The organism is Microbacterium meiriae, assembly GCF_040702565.1.
GTDB classification, from domain to species: Bacteria; Actinomycetota; Actinomycetes; order Actinomycetales; family Microbacteriaceae; genus Microbacterium; species Microbacterium meiriae.
The window spans coordinates 520,160-534,155 of record NZ_JBFBLJ010000003.1 but is presented as its reverse complement, the minus strand read 5'-3'; the positions used below and the strand labels follow the sequence as shown (position 1 = coordinate 534,155).

The following is a 13,996-nucleotide window of genomic DNA, read 5'->3' as shown; positions in this document are numbered from 1 at the left end:
TTCCGTCGATGACTCGACCGTAAGCAGCCCGGCTATGCACGGGCTGTGCCGTCCCGATGCGTTACGCGTCCCCGCCGAACATGCTCGTGACGGAGCCGTCCTCGAAGACCTCGTGGATCGCGCGGGCCAGCAGCGGCGCGATCGGCAGCACGGTCAGCGTCTCCCAGCGGCGCGATGCCGAGAGCGGGATGGTGTCCGTGACGACGACCTCGTCGATGGCCGCGTCCTGCAGCCGCTCGGACGCCGGGTCGCTGAAGATCGCGTGGGTCGCGGCGACGATCACGCGGTGCGCGCCGTTCGCCTTGAGCGCCTGCGCCGCCTTGACGATCGTGCCGCCGGTGTCGATCATGTCGTCGACGAGGAGGCAGGTGCGCCCCTCGACGGTGCCGACGATCTCGTGCACCGAGACCTGGTTGGCGACCTTGGGGTCGCGGCGCTTGTGGATGATCGCGAGCGGCGCCCCGAGGCTGTCCGACCAGGTGTCGGCCACGCGGACGCGTCCCATGTCCGGGGACACCACCGTGAGGATCTCGCGGTCCTCCGGGGTGAGTGTGCGCTCGAAGTGGTCGAGGAGCACCGGCTTGGCGAAGAGGTGGTCGACGGGGCCGTCGAAGAAGCCCTGGATCTGGGCGGCGTGCAGGTCGACGCTCATGACGCGGTCGGCGCCGGCCGTCTTGAGCAGATCGGCGACGAGGCGGGCGCTGATGGGCTCGCGGCCGCGGCCCTTCTTGTCCTGACGCGAATACGGATAGTAGGGGGCGACGACGGTGATCCGCTTGGCCGAGGCGCGCTTGGCGGCGTCGATCATGATGAGCGTCTCCATGAGCCACTCGTTGACCGGCTCGCCGAACGTCTGCACGAGGAAGAGGTCGCAGCCGCGGATCGAGACCTCGAAGCGGGCGTAGATCTCGCCGGAGGCGAAGGTGCGGTGCTCGACCGGAGCGATCTCGGTGCCGAGCGAGGCGGCGACGGCCGCGGTCAGCTCGGGATGCGATCGACCACCCGCGATGACCAGACGCTTCTTCGTCTTGGCGACGAGGCCGGGGGCCACGCCGTTGTCGCGATCCAGGTCGACCGTCTTCTTCTTCCGGGCCATGCTCCGCCTATTCCGCCGAATTCTCCCGGGCCGCGGCATCCGCCGCGCCCGTCCCTGCTCTGTTCTTCTCGACCCACCCCTCGATGTTGCGCTGGGGGGCCACGCTCATGGCCAGAGCACCGGCCGGGACGTCCTTGCGGACGACGGCGCCGGCGCCGGTCTTCGCACCAGGACCAAGCCTAACGGGCGCGACCAGCACCGTGTGCGAGCCCGTGTGCACCTCGTCGCCGATCTCCGTGCGGTGCTTGTTGACGTCGTCGTAGTTGGCGGTGATGGTGCTCGCCCCGAGGTTCACCCCGCGGCCGATGGTCGCATCACCGACGTACGACAGGTGCGGGACCTTGCTGCCCTCGCCGATCTCGGCGTTCTTCGTCTCGACGTAGGCGCCGATCTTGCCCTTCGGGCCGAGCACGGTACCGGCGCGGAGGTACGAGAACGGGCCGACGGTCGCCTCGGCACCGATCACGGCCAGGGTCGCGTCGGTGCGGCGGACGACCGCGTCCTCCCCCACCTCGCAGTCGACGAGCGTGGTGTCCGGGCCGATCGTCGCTCCCGCGGCGATCGTCGTCGCGCGCAGGATCTGCGTGTTCGGGAGCACGGTGACGTCCGGGGCGAGCGTGGCGTCGTCGTCGATCCAGGTCGTGGCCGGGTCGACGATCGTGACGCCCTCGAGCTGCCAGCGGCGCACGATGCGGGCGTTCAGGCGCCGACCGACCTCGGCGAGCTGGGCGCGGTCGTTGACCCCGAACGTGACCTCGACGTCCGAGACGATCGAGGCGGCGACCCGGTCGCCGTCCCGGCGCACGAGGCCGGGCACATCCGTGAGGTACATCTCGCCCTGCGCGTTGTCGACACCGAGCCGGGGCAGGTAGCTGCGCAGCGTGGCGGCACGGAAGACGTACATGCCGGCGTTGATCTCGCTGACGGCGGCCTCCTCCTCCGTCGCGTCCTTCTGCTCGACGATGCGGTCGACGCCGCCGTCCGCGTCGCGGATGACCCGCCCGTAGCCGGTGGGGTCATCGACGAGGGCGGTCATGAGGGTCGCCGGCGCTCCGGAGGCGCGGTGCTCGGCGAGGAAGGCGGACAGCGTGTCCGCATCTGCCAGCGGGCAGTCGCCGGACAGGACGAGGACGTCGCCGTCGAAATCGGCGGGAAGGGCATCCACCGCCACCTGGACCGCGCGCCCCGTGCCGGGAACCTCGTCCTGATCGACGAAGATCGCCTCCGGATAGTCGTCATGCAGCGCGGACACGACCTGATCACGCTCGTGCCGTACGACCACCTCGATGTGCGCCGGGTGCAGGCGGGTCGCGGTCGTCAGCACGTGTCCGACGAGCGGACGCCCGCCGATCCGGTGCAGCACCTTCGGCAGGCGCGACTTCATGCGCGTGCCTTGGCCTGCGGCGAGGACGACGACGGCGAGGTTGTTCTCAGTCATGCTCCGCCGCCAGGACTCGAACCTAGACCTCACAGCTCCAAAGGCTGTCGTGCTGCCATTACACCACGGCGGACCGCGGCACCCCCGGGGCACCGCCCGATAAGTCTGCCACGTCCCGGTGTCCGTTCCTGTGTGTGCGACCCGCGTCGCACCGGCCCGTCATCCGCCCGAAACACCGCTCTGCGATGCTGGGGCGATGACCATCGTGATCGAGCGCGTCACCGTCGCCACCCCCGAGATCGCGGCCTTCATCGCCGCTCACCATGCGGAGATGGAGGGCACCGCTCCGCCGGAGAGCCAGCATGCGCTTCCGCTCGACCGGCTCCTCACTCCTCGCGTCCGGTTTTTCACGGGGATCGTCGACGGACGGATCGCCGCGACCGGTGCGCTGGCCGTGGTGGCCGACGGACACGAGGAGCTGAAGTCGATGCGCACCGACCCGGCGTTCCGCGGGCGCGGGTTCGGGCGCACGATGCTCGGCCACCTCCTCGACGACGCGGCCGCGCGAGGCATCGGTCGCCTCTCGCTGGAGACCGGCAAGGACCCCTTCTTCGCTCCCGCCCTGGCCATGTACACCGCCGCCGGGTTTCGGGAGGGCGCGCCGTTCGGCTCGTACCTGCCCGACCCGCACAGCGCGTTCCTCACGATGCTGCTCCCCGCGCCCTCCGCAGCCACGACTCCGCCGCACGCGATAATGAACGGATGAGCGAGGCGGATGAGGTCGATCGGATCGTCGGTGCGTGGAACACGCAGCGCCCCGACCTCGACTTCTCCCCGCTCGAGGTGCTGTCCCGCATGGATCGCCTCTCGCGGCACCTCGACCGTGCACGCCGCGAGGTGTTCCGTCGGAGCGACCTGGAGCCGTGGGAGTGGGATGTGCTGTCGGCGCTGCGCCGGGCGGGTTCCCCGTTCCAGCTCTCGCCCAAGCAGCTCCTGCAACAGACCCTCGTGTCGAGCGGAACCATGACCAACCGCATCGACCGCCTCGTCGGCCGCCGCTTCGTGCGCCGGGAGGCCGACCCGGCGGATGGCCGCAGCGTGCTCGTGACCCTGACTGACGACGGCCGGGTCCGCGTGGACGCCGCGATCACCCGGCTCGTGGACGCCGAGGCCGACCTCCTGCGCGCCCTCTCCCGCGCCGACCGTGACCGGCTGGCCGCCCTGCTGCGGAAACTGAGCCTCAGCTTCGACACCTGACCCGATCCTGGAGTGGTTCGGTTCGGCCTGTTCCATCCGTTCCGTCCGGTCTGTTCCGCCTGCACGATCCGTGCACGGCTGCCCGGGAGAAGTGGTCACCTGGTCGTGCATCCGGACCCGGGTCGTGCAGACGTCGCAGGACCGATCCGACACGGGTCGTGCATCCGGACCCGGATCGTGCAGACGTCGCAGGACACGACCCGGCACGGATCGTGCGAACGGGTAGGTCAGGGACCGAGGAGGAGGCGCCGGTTCTTGGCCGGGACGGTGTCCGGGAGCGTGGCGACGACCTCGGCGATCGACACTGCCTTCAGCGAAGCCCGCCAGGCGTCGTGGGCGCGGCGCATCACGACGGCGAGTCCGCACGGCGCGGTGCAGTCCTCCGGGCGGGCGGCGCCCCTCCCCTGCTGACGGAGTTCGCGGCAGATGTAGGGGTCGGCGGCGCCGTCCACCGCGGAGACGAGATCGAGGATGCTGATGCTCTCGGGCTCCCTGGCCAGACGGAAACCACCGCGGGGTCCCGTGCTGCCTGTGAGGATTCCGGCGCGGACGAGCTTGGCGAGCTGCTTCGACAGATACGGCCCCGGCACCCCGAAATGCTCGGCGAGCTGCGCTCCGGACACCGTCGACCCCGCGGGGAGCTGAGCGATCACCGCGACGGTGTGCAGCACCCACTCGGAGGTCTCGGGAAGTTTCACTTGCCCATCGTATCCGGGCCGCCCTATTGTGGACACACAATATCCATGATTGAAGGAGTGGGCATGCGCATCACGGTCGCAGGGGGAACGGGGCGGATCGGGCGACTGGTCGTCGAAGAGGCTCGGCGTCGGGGGCACGATCCGCTGTCGCTCAGCCGCAGCGAGGGCGTCGATCTGACCACGGGCGAAGGCCTCCCCGCCCTGCTGCGCGGGGTGGATGCGGTCGTCGATGCGACGAATCCCCCGGTATCCGACGTCGCCGAGGCCGAGCGGGTGTTCACCACGCTCAGCCGCACGCTGCTCACCGCCGAGGGCGAGGCGGGGGTCGGCCACCACGTGGCCCTCTCGATCGCGGCGCTCGATCGCGTGCGCGGCAATCCGCACTATGCCGGTAAGCGCGCCCAGGAGCGTGAGGTCACGCGCGGCGCCGTGCCGTTCACCATCGTGCGGGCGACGCAGTTCCACGACTTCCCCGCGATGATCGCCGAGTGGAGCATCGAGGACGGCGAAGGCATCGTGCCCCCTCTGCTGCTGCAGCCCATCGCGCCCGCAGACGTGGCCGTCGCCCTCGTCGACGCAGCGGAGTCGCCGGGGCTCGGCGGCTCGTTCGACATCGCCGGACCCCGCACGGAGGACGCCGTCGACATGGCGCGCCGCACCCTCGCCGCGTGGGGGCGTGAGCTTCCGCTGCGCGCCGCGTGGAAGGGTGCCGCGCTCGGCGTCGAGTTCGCGGGTGAGGTGCTGCTTCCCGGCGACGACGCGCGGACGGCGCCGACGACCTTCGACGACTGGCTGTCCACCGAAACCCGCTGACACCCCGACCGGTTCCGGGGCTCCGTCTCCGGTCCCCTCGCTCCGGATGCACGACCAGGGTCCGATCGTGGGACGAAAACCCCGGAACGGTCGTGCAGGCGCGACCGGATCGTGCAACCGAGGCGGACAGCGACCCTGTCTCCGGTCGGGTCCCCGCCACTCCGGATGCACGACCGAGGTCCGGACGTGGGACGAAAACCCCGGAACGGTCGTGCAGGCGCAACGGGATCGTGCAACCGAGGCGGGATGAGTGGCGGCCGCGGCCCACGGACTCTGCCCGGCCGGTCGCCTAGGCTGGAAGCACCCGGTCGCGGCCCCGCGACCCCTGCTCCGAAGGCCGAGACATGGGCATGCCCTCCCCGCTTCCCGTGCGCGACGGGGTCGGCGCGACCCGGCTGCACGTGCCGATGACGGGTGCATGGCCCACCGTCGCCGCCTACATGGTCGAGCGGTTCTTCCACCTGGATCCGGAGCGGCTGCTCGTGCGCTTCGACCGCGGGGAGATCGTCGCGCGCGACGGCCGGCCGCTCTCCCGGGACACGCCTCTCGGCGCCGAGGAGTTCGTCTGGTACTACCGGGAGCCTCCGACCGAGAAGGAGATCCCGTTCGCCGAGGAGATCCTGCACCAGGACGAGCACCTGGTGGTGGTGGACAAGCCGCACTTCCTCCCCACCACGCCGGGCGGCAAGTACCTGCAGAACTCCGCCCTCGTCCGGCTGCGCAACCGTCTCGGCAACCCGGATCTCACGCCCATCCACCGCCTCGACCGGGCCACGGCGGGGCTGCTGATGTTCTCCGCCCGCCCTGCAACCCGCGGCGCCTACCAACTGCTCTTCGAGGACCGCCGCGTGGAGAAGGTCTACGAGGCCGTCTCCGCGCGCCCGGCGGACTGGGATCCGTCGCGATTCCCGCTCGTCTACCGCAACCGCATCGAGAAGCTCCGCGGTCAGGTGTGCGTGCAGGTGGATGAGGACGGCGAGCCGAACTCCGAGACGCTCATCGAGGTCATCGCCACCGACGACCGCGTCGTGCACACGCTTCTCCGTCCGCACAGCGGGAAGATGCACCAGCTCCGCGTGCACCTCGCCGCGCTCGGCCTCGGCATCCTCCACGACGGCTTCTACCCCGTGCTGCAGCCGGAGCGTCCGGACGACTTCACCCGCCCGCTCCAGCTCCTCGCACGCGAGCTCCGGTTCACCGATCCGCTGAGCGGGCAGGAGCGCACGTTCACCACGCGCCGGAGCCTGCAGGAGGCCCCGGCACGCTGATCGGCCTCAGCGGCGCATGACCTTCCGCGCGAGCCGGGTGCCGAGCGTCTGAGCCACGTGCACGAACACGACGATGAGGAGCACAGCCGCCCACATCACGACAGGCTCGAACTGGCGTCGGCCGTACGTCAACGCAAAGTTTCCCAGCCCGCCTGCGCCGATGTAACCCGCCATCGCCGTCATATCGATAAGCGCCACGATCACGAATGTGTATCCCAGGATTAGCGGCCCAAGCGCCTCGGGGATCACCACCGTGAGGAGGGTTCGCCACGGTCCGGCTCCCATCGCGCGCGCGGCTTCGATGACTCCCGGCGAGACACCGACCAGATGCTGCTCGACGATCCGGCCGATGGCGAACATCGACGCCACCACCAGGGCGACGATGGCAGCGTTCGTGCCGATGCCGCTGCCCACGATGAATCGGGAGAACGGGATCAGGACCGTGATGAGGATCACGAAGGGGATCGGGCGGAAGAAGTTGATGAAGAGGTTCAGCACGGCGGAGATCGCTCTGTTCTGCAGCATGCCGCCCGGCCGTGTCAGGTACAGCCCCACTCCGATCAGGCCTCCCAACAGACCGCCCAGCACCAGCGTCAGCGACACCATGTAAAGCGTCTCGACGGCAGCCGTCCAGAACTCAGGACCCAACTCGATCAGACGATCCATCAGCGCACCTCCTCGCGGTCGATGTCCGTCACTTCGATGCGCTCCGAGATCCGTGCAAGCGTCGCGTCGATGCGAGCGTCGTCCCCGCGGATCGCGAGAGTCAAGTGGCCGAAGGCCCTACCGCGGATGTCGTTGATACCTCCGAAGACAAGCTCGAACTCCAGCCCGGCCTCCGCCAGCTCAAGGAAAACCTGCGCCTGGGACGGACCACCGTCACGGAAGGAGAACGTTACGAGTCGTCCCTGGTGCCGTTCACGCAGGACGGCGCGTTCGGACGGGGAGGGAACGCCCTTGACGACCGTACCGACGAATCGCTGCGACGCGGCATGCTGCGGGTTGGAGAAGACCTCGAACACGTCTCCCTGCTCGATCACTCGCCCGCGGTCCATGACGGCGACCCTGGTCGCGAGCGTCTGGATGACGTCCATCTCGTGGGTGATGACGACGATCGTGACGCCCTGCTCCTCATTGACGCGCTTGAGCAGGGAGAGGACCTCATGTGTCGTCTCCGGGTCCAGCGCACTGGTCGCTTCGTCGGCGAGGAGGATCGCCGGCCTGGTCGCGAGCGCCCGCGCGATCCCGACGCGCTGCTTCTGCCCTCCCGACAGGTGCTCGGGGTACGAGCGTGCCTTGTCGCTCAGCCCCACGAAAGACAGCATCTCGGTCACGCGCGCGTCGATGTCGGCCTTCGACCATCCCGCGAGCTTCAGCGGATACGCGATGTTGGCCCGCACGCTCTTCGATGAGAAGAGGTTGAACTGCTGGAAGATCATCCCGATTCCGCTTCGCACGCGCCGGAGCTCACGTTCGCTGAGTGCGGTGATCTCGACCTCGTCGACGGTGATGCGGCCCGCGGAGGCCGGCTCCAACGCGTTGATGAGCCGCACCAGGGTGGACTTCCCCGCACCCGAATAGCCGATGATTCCGAAGACATCTCCCTGCTCGATCTGCAGAGACACATCGTCGACGGCGGTGATCTGCGTGCCGGATGCGGACGGCGAGGGGTAGCTCTTCGACACGTGCTCGAGGGAGACGATCGGCATAGGTTCTCCGGTCTTGAGGGAGGAAAGGGCGGGGTCGGCCTGAAGACGACGAATCGGGCGACGCGTCCGCGTCGCCCGATTCTCTCAGGTGAACCTGATCAACCGTTCGCAGCGACGTCCTTCTGGACGTCCTTCAGCAGCGAGGCCAGCTCATCTGCCGGCGTCTGCAGAGTGACACCGGTTCCTCCGGACGACTTCGCCAGCCCCTCCTGCACAGCTTCGTCGGTCTGGAAGATCTCGACGAGCTTGAGGTACGTCTCATTGTCGACGTCCTCGGCGCGAGACGCGAAGATGTTCACATACTGGAGCGCGCTCGGGTCCTCGGGGTCGTCGGTGAAGAGCGCATCGTCGAACGAGAGGCCCGCATCCTCGACGAAGTCGTTGTTGATGACGGCCGCAGCCACGTCGGGCAGAGCCTCCGGGGTGAGAGCAGCCTCCAGCGCGGTGACCTTGACCGACGACTTGCTCTCGTCCACATCTGCGAGATCAGAGAAAGCCGTGCCGCCGTCCTTAAGCTCGACGAGGCCAGCGGCCTGAAGCACGAGAAGCGCGCGGGCCTGGTTGGAGGCGTCGTCGGGAACCGCGACGGTCTCCCCCTCAGGAATGTCCTTCACCGAGTCGTACTTCGTCGAGTAGAGACCGAGCGGGTAGATCTGCGTCGAACCGATCGCCGCGAGGTCATCCCCCGAGGCCTCGTTGTACTGCGCCAGGTACACGACGTGCTGGAACTGATTGAGGTCGATCTCCCCCTCGCTCAGCGCCGGGTTGGGCAGCTCGTACGAGCCGAAGTCGACGAGTTCGACCGTGATGCCGGCGTCAGCCGCCGCATCCACGAAAGCGGGCCACTGCGGGTCGCTCTCGCCGACCACGCCGATCTTGACGGTCTCGTTCTCGGAACCGCCGTCGCCGGACCCCGCGTCGGACGAGGTGGCGCACCCGGCAAGGGCGACGAACAGCGGGACCGCGGCGAGCGCGGCGAGGGCGGAGGTGGTGCGGCGGGACATGATGAGGGGTTCCTTCCTGGCGGGACTCGACAACGTTAGGCAGGAGGCCGCGTTGTCGCGGAATCGGGATGTCACACGGCGTCATAGCCGCGTGGCACCCTCGGTTGCTGGGGTACGTGGAGCCCGCGGTGGCGCATTCCCCACGGCACCGGATCGCGTAAGACAAGGAAACAGTCTTCGCCAGAATTCGGTGCACGTGCTGGGCTCGACGCGCTCATCCGAGCGAAGGCGCCGTCTGGCGCCACAGCAACGACCGGAGAAATCATGAACAGACATCAGAAGGCCGGACTCGCGGTCGCCGCAGCCGCGGCACTTTCCCTCTCCCTCACGTCAGCCGCGTATGCGGCTACCGAAGAGAAGCCTTCGTATGCGTCATCCACGATCGTCGTGTCAGACGTACGAACTGGAGAGATCGTCTACCAGCAGACAGAGCAGATACCGGTTGAGGAGGGCAGCACTACCGCCACCATAGAGACGCGAGTTCCTTCTCCTCCCGTCCCGAGCGCGCCCGTAATCCCCGGTGTCGTGGCTCCACGCTCCTCGGTGGGCGGCAACCACGACAACGGATCGGTCAAGTCGTCCATCACGATTACCTACAGCCTGAACAGCAAAGGCGATCAGATCCGGACAGAGAAGGTCACCGGTCGATGGACGCCAGATCCCGGGTTCGCCCTCCAGGGTCGAAAGGTAGAGATTTACAGCGGCGGAGGCTCACCGTCCATCATCAAGAAGGCCCCCACGACGAATACCTACAGTTACAACACGGGGTGGGGCTTCCAGACCAAGCCGCCGCAGAACTCGCTCACCTCTCCCCGGGTGCTCGCCGAGGTGAAGTTCAAGCTCTCGGGAACCGGGAGCGCATGGTTGAAGCTGACGCACTGGGTGGATCTTTCAGGCGTGTAGCCGTTGCTACCGGAGCGGGACCGGGCGCAAGCGTGCGCCCGGTCCCGCTTCGCAAGTCCTGTCTGATCGGGACGGGAACGACGAAACCGCATAGCCGCGTGCGAGGCGGGTCAGTCGAGCTCTTCGATGCCCTGCAGACGCACCTGCTCCAGGTCGAGACGGGCGGAGATCCGGCGGACCACCATGTCGTCCACGGTGCCGGCGCCGCGGAGTCCGAGCAGGACCTCGCGCTTGCGGTCGAGCAGCGCGAGCTTGAGCCGGGTGTGCTCCTCGTGCCGCACGAGCGGCGAGCGCTGGGCGAGGTCGACGTCGGCGGAGGTCGCGATCATCTGCAGCGTCGTGCCGTCCGTCGCCTCGGGGTCGGGGGCGGTCCCTGCCGACACCGCGACGTCACCCGCGTCCTCGTCCTCGCGGCTGCGCGCCTCTCCCCCGGTGCCGTAGGGATCGGGCTCGCCGAGCATCTCGTCCAGCGCGTCGGCCTCGGCGTCGATGAGCGCCTGCTCCCGCGCGAGCGTCCGGGCGTTCGCGAACTCCAGCGCCTGGTACCCCTCGGCACGTACCCGGTCGCGCACCTCCTGGCCGATGCCGTGCTCCGCGGCGAGGTCGTCGAGCGCGGCCAGGGCCGCTCCGGAGATCGCGCGCTCGGCGAGCTCGTACTCCTCGTCCTCGGCATGGTCGACCGGGAATCGCGCCCAGCGCACGAGCGCGGGGAGGAGAGGCGCCTGCACGAGGAGGCTGAGCAGGATCACCCCGGCGGTGACGAAGACGATCTCGTCACGGCCGCCCACGACGCTCCCCTCGGAGACGCCGGTCGGCACCGACAGTGCGATCGCCAGCGACACCGCTCCGCGCATGCCGGCGACCGTGGACACGAGTCGGGCGCGGGAGCGGGCTCCGCGCGGCGGGCGTTCGGCCGGGCGACGCTGGAACAGCACGTTGAGGAGCTGGAACACGTACCGGACGGCGAAGAGCGTCGCCCACACGGCGAGCGTCACGAGCACCAGGCGGCCGATGGCGGCGGCGGAGATCTCGTGCGCGACGAACTGCACCTCGAGGCCGATGAGGACGAACAGCGCCCCGTTGAGGAGGAAGACGCCGAACGGCCAGGCGGCGTCGGCCTGCCGTCGCGAAGCCGCGGTCGTCACGCGCGGCGACACCCAGGCGACGATGAGTCCGGCGACGACCACGGCGAGCACGCCCGACGCGTGGACGAGCTCGGCGATGAGGAACGCGGAGAACGGCACGAGCAGCAGCGTGACGTTGATGACGATGGTGGAGGAGATGCGGCGCAGCAGCAGCGTGGCCAGGGCCGCGACCACGATCCCCGCGGCGATCCCGCCCACGTACGACACCAGAACGTCCCAGGTGACCGAGAGCGGCGTGACCTGGCCGCCCAGCGCGAGGGACACGGCGATGGCGTAGAGCACGAGCGCGGTGCCGTCGTTGGTCAGGCTCTCGGCCTTGAGCTTCATGAACATCCGACGCGGCAGCAGCCGACCGAGGGCCGCGACGGCCGTGGCATCGGGCGGTGCGACCGCAGCACCCAGGATGAGCGCGATCTCCCAGGGCATGCCGAACAGCACGCCGATGCCGGCCACCGCGAACGCGGAGGCGACGACGAGAAGGGTGCTCATCGGCACGATGTAGCGGAAGTCGCGGCGGATCGACCGCAGCGACGTGGTCAGGCTCTCCCAGAACAGCATCACCGGCAGGAACAGCAGCAGCACGGTCTCCGGCGGAAGCTGCACCTCGCGCAGCGGCGGGATGAATCCCAGCGCCAGACCGAGGATGACGAGGACGAGGGGCAGCGCGAGACGCACGCGCGGGGCGATCAGGGTTCCGACGAGGATCGTGAGTCCGAGCAGGACGGTTACTTCGAGGCCTTCCATCGCTACTCCCAACAGTCGTGGGAGAAGGATATTCCTCCGTCAGCCGATCTGCTCCGTGAGTTCGAACCAGCGCAGCTCCAGCTCCTCGATCTCGGCCTCCTGCGCCGAGATCGCCTTCATCCGCTCGCCGAGGCCCTCGTAGTCGGACTGGTCGTGGTCGGCGAGGGCGTGCTTGGCCGTGTCGACCTGCTGCGTGAGCTTCTGGATGCGGCGCTCCAGGGCGGCGGCTTCCTTCTGCGCCGCCCGGAGAGCAGCGCCGTCGAGACCGCTCGCTGCGGGGGCCGACGCCGCCGCCGAGGTCGCCGGGGCGCTCTCGACGCGCTGCCGCAGGCGCAGGTACTCGTCGACGCCGCCCGGGAGATGCCGCAGGCGCCCCGCGCCGTCCGGCCCCGGGAGGATCGCGTACTGCTGATCCGTCACTCGCTCCAGGAAGTACCGGTCGTGGCTGACGACGAGGAGCGTGCCCGACCAGGAGTCGAGGAGGTCCTCGATGGCGGCGAGCATGTCGGTGTCCATGTCGTTCGTGGGCTCGTCGAGGATGAGTACGTTCGGCTGGTCGAGCAGCACGAGCAGCAGCTGCAACCGACGCTGCTGTCCGCCCGAGAGGTCCTTCACCGGCGTCGAGAGCTGGGCGGAGGAGAACCCGAGTCGCTCCAGGAGCTGTCCGGGCGTGAGGTCCTGCGCCTTCGACCCGGCGCCGAGCGTGTACGAGGTGCGCAGACCCGAGATGACCACGCGCACGGGGTCGTTCCAGTGCGGCAGGAGTTCGTCGAGGCGCTGCGTGAGCGTACGGACCTGCACGGTCTTCCCGCGCTTGATCCGCCCCTCGGTGGGCTCGACCGTGCCGGAGATGAGCCCGAGGAGGGTGGATTTCCCGGCACCGTTCACACCGAGGATGCCCGTGCGCTCGCCCGGGGCGATCCGCCACTCCACGTCCTTCAGCACGGTCTTCCCGCCGGTCCCTGAGCCCGCCTGGGTCCCTGAGCCCGCCTGGGTCCCTGAGCCTCCCTGGGTCCCTGAGCCTCCCTGGGTCCCTGAGCCTCCCTGGGTCCCTGAGCCTCCCTGGGTCCCTGAGCTTGTCGAAGGGTACGTCACCCCCACATCGAGCAGGTCGACGACGTCCTTGCCCAGCCGCGAGACGGCGAGCGACTGCAGCGAGACCTTGTCGCGGATCTCGGGCACGTCGGCGATGAGCTCGTTGGCGGCGTCGATGCGGAACTTCGGCTTGCTGGTGCGGGCCGGGGCACCGCGGCGCAGCCAGGCGAGCTCCTTGCGGGCGAGGTTCTGCCGCTTCGCCTCTGTCGCCGCCGCCATGCGGTCGCGCTCGACCCGCTGCAGGATGTAGGCCGCGTAGCCGCCCTCGAAGGGCTCGACGATGCGGTCGTGCACCTCCCACGTCTCGGTGCAGATCTCGTCGAGGAACCACCGGTCGTGGGTCACGACGAGGAGGGCTCCGGCGTTCGCGGGCCAGCGCTTCTTGAGGTGCCCGGCGAGCCACGTGATCGCCTCGACGTCGAGGTGGTTCGTCGGCTCATCGAGCGCGATGACGTCCCAGTCGCCCGTGAGCAGTTTCGCGAGGGACACACGGCGGCGCTGCCCGCCGGAGAGGGAGCCGATCTGCGCGTCCCACGGCAGATCCGTCAGCAGCCCCTCGATCACATCGCGGACGCGGGCGTCTCCGGCCCATTCGTGCTCGGCCATGTCGCCGACCACGGCGGCGGCGATCGTGATGTCGTCGGGGAGCGTGTCGGCCTGGTCGAGGACGCCGATGCGGGTGCCGCCGCGCACGGTCACGCGCCCGGAGTCCGGTTCCTTCCGGCCGGCGAGCATGGCGAGAAGGCTGGACTTGCCGTCGCCGTTGCGGCCGACGATGCCGATGCGGTCGCCCTCCTCGATGCCGAGGGTCACGGCGTCGAAGACGACGCGGGTCGGGTATTCGAGGTGCAGGGCTTCGGCCCCGAGAAGATGTGCCATGTCCTCT

At 69.1% G+C, this 13,996-nt stretch carries 13 protein-coding genes and 1 tRNA gene; 5 read left to right on the top strand and 9 right to left on the bottom strand.

Annotated features, from left to right (window positions below):
- Nucleotides 1-61 precede the first annotated feature (61 nt).
- The 3 genes from AB0310_RS16350 to AB0310_RS16340 form a co-directional block, all read right to left on the bottom strand.
- A complete protein-coding gene (locus tag AB0310_RS16350) occupies nucleotides 62-1,096 on the bottom strand; it encodes a ribose-phosphate diphosphokinase (RefSeq protein ID WP_366237645.1) in 1,035 nt (344 codons plus the stop codon).
- A 7-nt stretch (nucleotides 1,097-1,103) separates the two neighbouring features.
- Nucleotides 1,104-2,534 (bottom strand): bifunctional UDP-N-acetylglucosamine diphosphorylase/glucosamine-1-phosphate N-acetyltransferase GlmU, encoded by a 1,431-nt coding sequence (glmU, locus tag AB0310_RS16345; RefSeq protein WP_315637954.1) that lies wholly within the window; start codon nucleotides 2,532-2,534, stop codon nucleotides 1,104-1,106.
- A gap of 1 nt (nucleotide 2,535) precedes the next feature.
- Nucleotides 2,536-2,607: transfer RNA gene (locus tag AB0310_RS16340), tRNA-Gln, on the bottom strand.
- Nucleotides 2,608-2,730: 123 nt separating this feature from the next.
- On the opposite strand from AB0310_RS16340, the gene AB0310_RS16335 reads away from it, so the two are divergent.
- The gene (locus tag AB0310_RS16335; protein ID WP_187661965.1) at nucleotides 2,731-3,240 is read left to right on the top strand and encodes a GNAT family N-acetyltransferase; all 510 of its coding nucleotides are present in this window, start codon (nucleotides 2,731-2,733) and stop codon (nucleotides 3,238-3,240) included.
- Nucleotides 3,237-3,731, top strand: coding sequence for a MarR family winged helix-turn-helix transcriptional regulator (locus AB0310_RS16330; protein ID WP_025105633.1), 495 nt, complete (start codon nucleotides 3,237-3,239; stop codon nucleotides 3,729-3,731). The genes AB0310_RS16335 and AB0310_RS16330 overlap by 4 nt, the downstream gene beginning before the upstream one ends.
- A gap of 227 nt (nucleotides 3,732-3,958) precedes the next feature.
- On the opposite strand, the gene AB0310_RS16325 is transcribed toward AB0310_RS16330, so the two are convergent.
- Entirely contained in the window at nucleotides 3,959-4,429 is a 471-nt protein-coding gene (locus tag AB0310_RS16325) for an RrF2 family transcriptional regulator (RefSeq protein WP_187661966.1), read from the bottom strand.
- Between the two features lie 63 nt (nucleotides 4,430-4,492).
- Here AB0310_RS16325 and AB0310_RS16320 point away from each other — a divergent pair, with 63 nt between their 5' ends.
- Entirely contained in the window at nucleotides 4,493-5,242 is a 750-nt protein-coding gene (locus AB0310_RS16320) for an SDR family oxidoreductase (protein WP_366237644.1), read from the top strand.
- A gap of 344 nt (nucleotides 5,243-5,586) precedes the next feature.
- On the top strand, nucleotides 5,587-6,510 hold the full coding sequence (locus AB0310_RS16315) for a pseudouridine synthase (RefSeq protein WP_366237643.1): 924 nt from the start codon (nucleotides 5,587-5,589) through the stop codon (nucleotides 6,508-6,510).
- A gap of 6 nt (nucleotides 6,511-6,516) precedes the next feature.
- Here AB0310_RS16315 and AB0310_RS16310 read toward each other — a convergent pair whose 3' ends face one another.
- From AB0310_RS16310 to AB0310_RS16300, 3 genes are all read right to left on the bottom strand, one after another.
- Nucleotides 6,517-7,176, bottom strand: coding sequence for a methionine ABC transporter permease (locus AB0310_RS16310; protein ID WP_187661969.1), 660 nt, complete (start codon nucleotides 7,174-7,176; stop codon nucleotides 6,517-6,519).
- The gene (locus AB0310_RS16305; RefSeq protein WP_187661970.1) at nucleotides 7,176-8,219 is read right to left on the bottom strand and encodes a methionine ABC transporter ATP-binding protein; all 1,044 of its coding nucleotides are present in this window, start codon (nucleotides 8,217-8,219) and stop codon (nucleotides 7,176-7,178) included. The genes AB0310_RS16310 and AB0310_RS16305 overlap by 1 nt, the downstream gene beginning before the upstream one ends.
- Nucleotides 8,220-8,317: 98 nt before the next feature.
- Nucleotides 8,318-9,223 carry a MetQ/NlpA family ABC transporter substrate-binding protein gene (locus AB0310_RS16300; protein ID WP_187661971.1) on the bottom strand — a complete coding sequence of 302 codons (906 nt, stop codon included), beginning with the start codon at nucleotides 9,221-9,223 and terminating at the stop codon, nucleotides 8,318-8,320.
- A 264-nt stretch (nucleotides 9,224-9,487) separates the two neighbouring features.
- On the opposite strand from AB0310_RS16300, the gene AB0310_RS16295 reads away from it, so the two are divergent.
- Nucleotides 9,488-10,126 (top strand): hypothetical protein, encoded by a 639-nt coding sequence (locus AB0310_RS16295; protein WP_259951517.1) that lies wholly within the window; start codon nucleotides 9,488-9,490, stop codon nucleotides 10,124-10,126.
- A gap of 110 nt (nucleotides 10,127-10,236) precedes the next feature.
- On the opposite strand, the gene AB0310_RS16290 is transcribed toward AB0310_RS16295, so the two are convergent.
- Both AB0310_RS16290 and AB0310_RS16285 read right to left on the bottom strand, forming a co-directional pair.
- Complete coding sequence (locus AB0310_RS16290; RefSeq protein WP_268776814.1) at nucleotides 10,237-12,015, bottom strand: Na+/H+ antiporter; 1,779 nt, start codon at nucleotides 12,013-12,015, stop codon at nucleotides 10,237-10,239.
- Nucleotides 12,016-12,054: 39 nt separating this feature from the next.
- Complete coding sequence (locus AB0310_RS16285; protein ID WP_366237642.1) at nucleotides 12,055-13,989, bottom strand: ABC-F family ATP-binding cassette domain-containing protein; 1,935 nt, start codon at nucleotides 13,987-13,989, stop codon at nucleotides 12,055-12,057.
- Between the last annotated feature and the right edge of the window lie 7 nt (nucleotides 13,990-13,996).

Bases quoted from the DNA above. Each gene is read 5' to 3' on its own strand.
- AB0310_RS16310 (WP_187661969.1), bottom strand. From the start codon at position 7,176: ATGGATCGTCTGATCGAGTTGGGTCCTGAGTTCTGGACGGCTGCCGTC.
- AB0310_RS16315 (WP_366237643.1), top strand. From the start codon at position 5,587: ATGGGCATGCCCTCCCCGCTTCCCGTGCGCGACGGGGTCGGCGCGACC.
- AB0310_RS16290 (WP_268776814.1), bottom strand. From the start codon at position 12,015: ATGGAAGGCCTCGAAGTAACCGTCCTGCTCGGACTCACGATCCTCGTC.
- AB0310_RS16320 (WP_366237644.1), top strand. From the start codon at position 4,493: ATGCGCATCACGGTCGCAGGGGGAACGGGGCGGATCGGGCGACTGGTC.
- glmU (WP_315637954.1), bottom strand. From the start codon at position 2,534: ATGACTGAGAACAACCTCGCCGTCGTCGTCCTCGCCGCAGGCCAAGGC.
- AB0310_RS16295 (WP_259951517.1), top strand. From the start codon at position 9,488: ATGAACAGACATCAGAAGGCCGGACTCGCGGTCGCCGCAGCCGCGGCA.
- AB0310_RS16330 (WP_025105633.1), top strand. From the start codon at position 3,237: ATGAGCGAGGCGGATGAGGTCGATCGGATCGTCGGTGCGTGGAACACG.
- AB0310_RS16285 (WP_366237642.1), bottom strand. From the start codon at position 13,989: ATGGCACATCTTCTCGGGGCCGAAGCCCTGCACCTCGAATACCCGACC.
- AB0310_RS16305 (WP_187661970.1), bottom strand. From the start codon at position 8,219: ATGCCGATCGTCTCCCTCGAGCACGTGTCGAAGAGCTACCCCTCGCCG.
- AB0310_RS16300 (WP_187661971.1), bottom strand. From the start codon at position 9,223: ATGTCCCGCCGCACCACCTCCGCCCTCGCCGCGCTCGCCGCGGTCCCG.
- AB0310_RS16335 (WP_187661965.1), top strand. From the start codon at position 2,731: ATGACCATCGTGATCGAGCGCGTCACCGTCGCCACCCCCGAGATCGCG.
- AB0310_RS16350 (WP_366237645.1), bottom strand. From the start codon at position 1,096: ATGGCCCGGAAGAAGAAGACGGTCGACCTGGATCGCGACAACGGCGTG.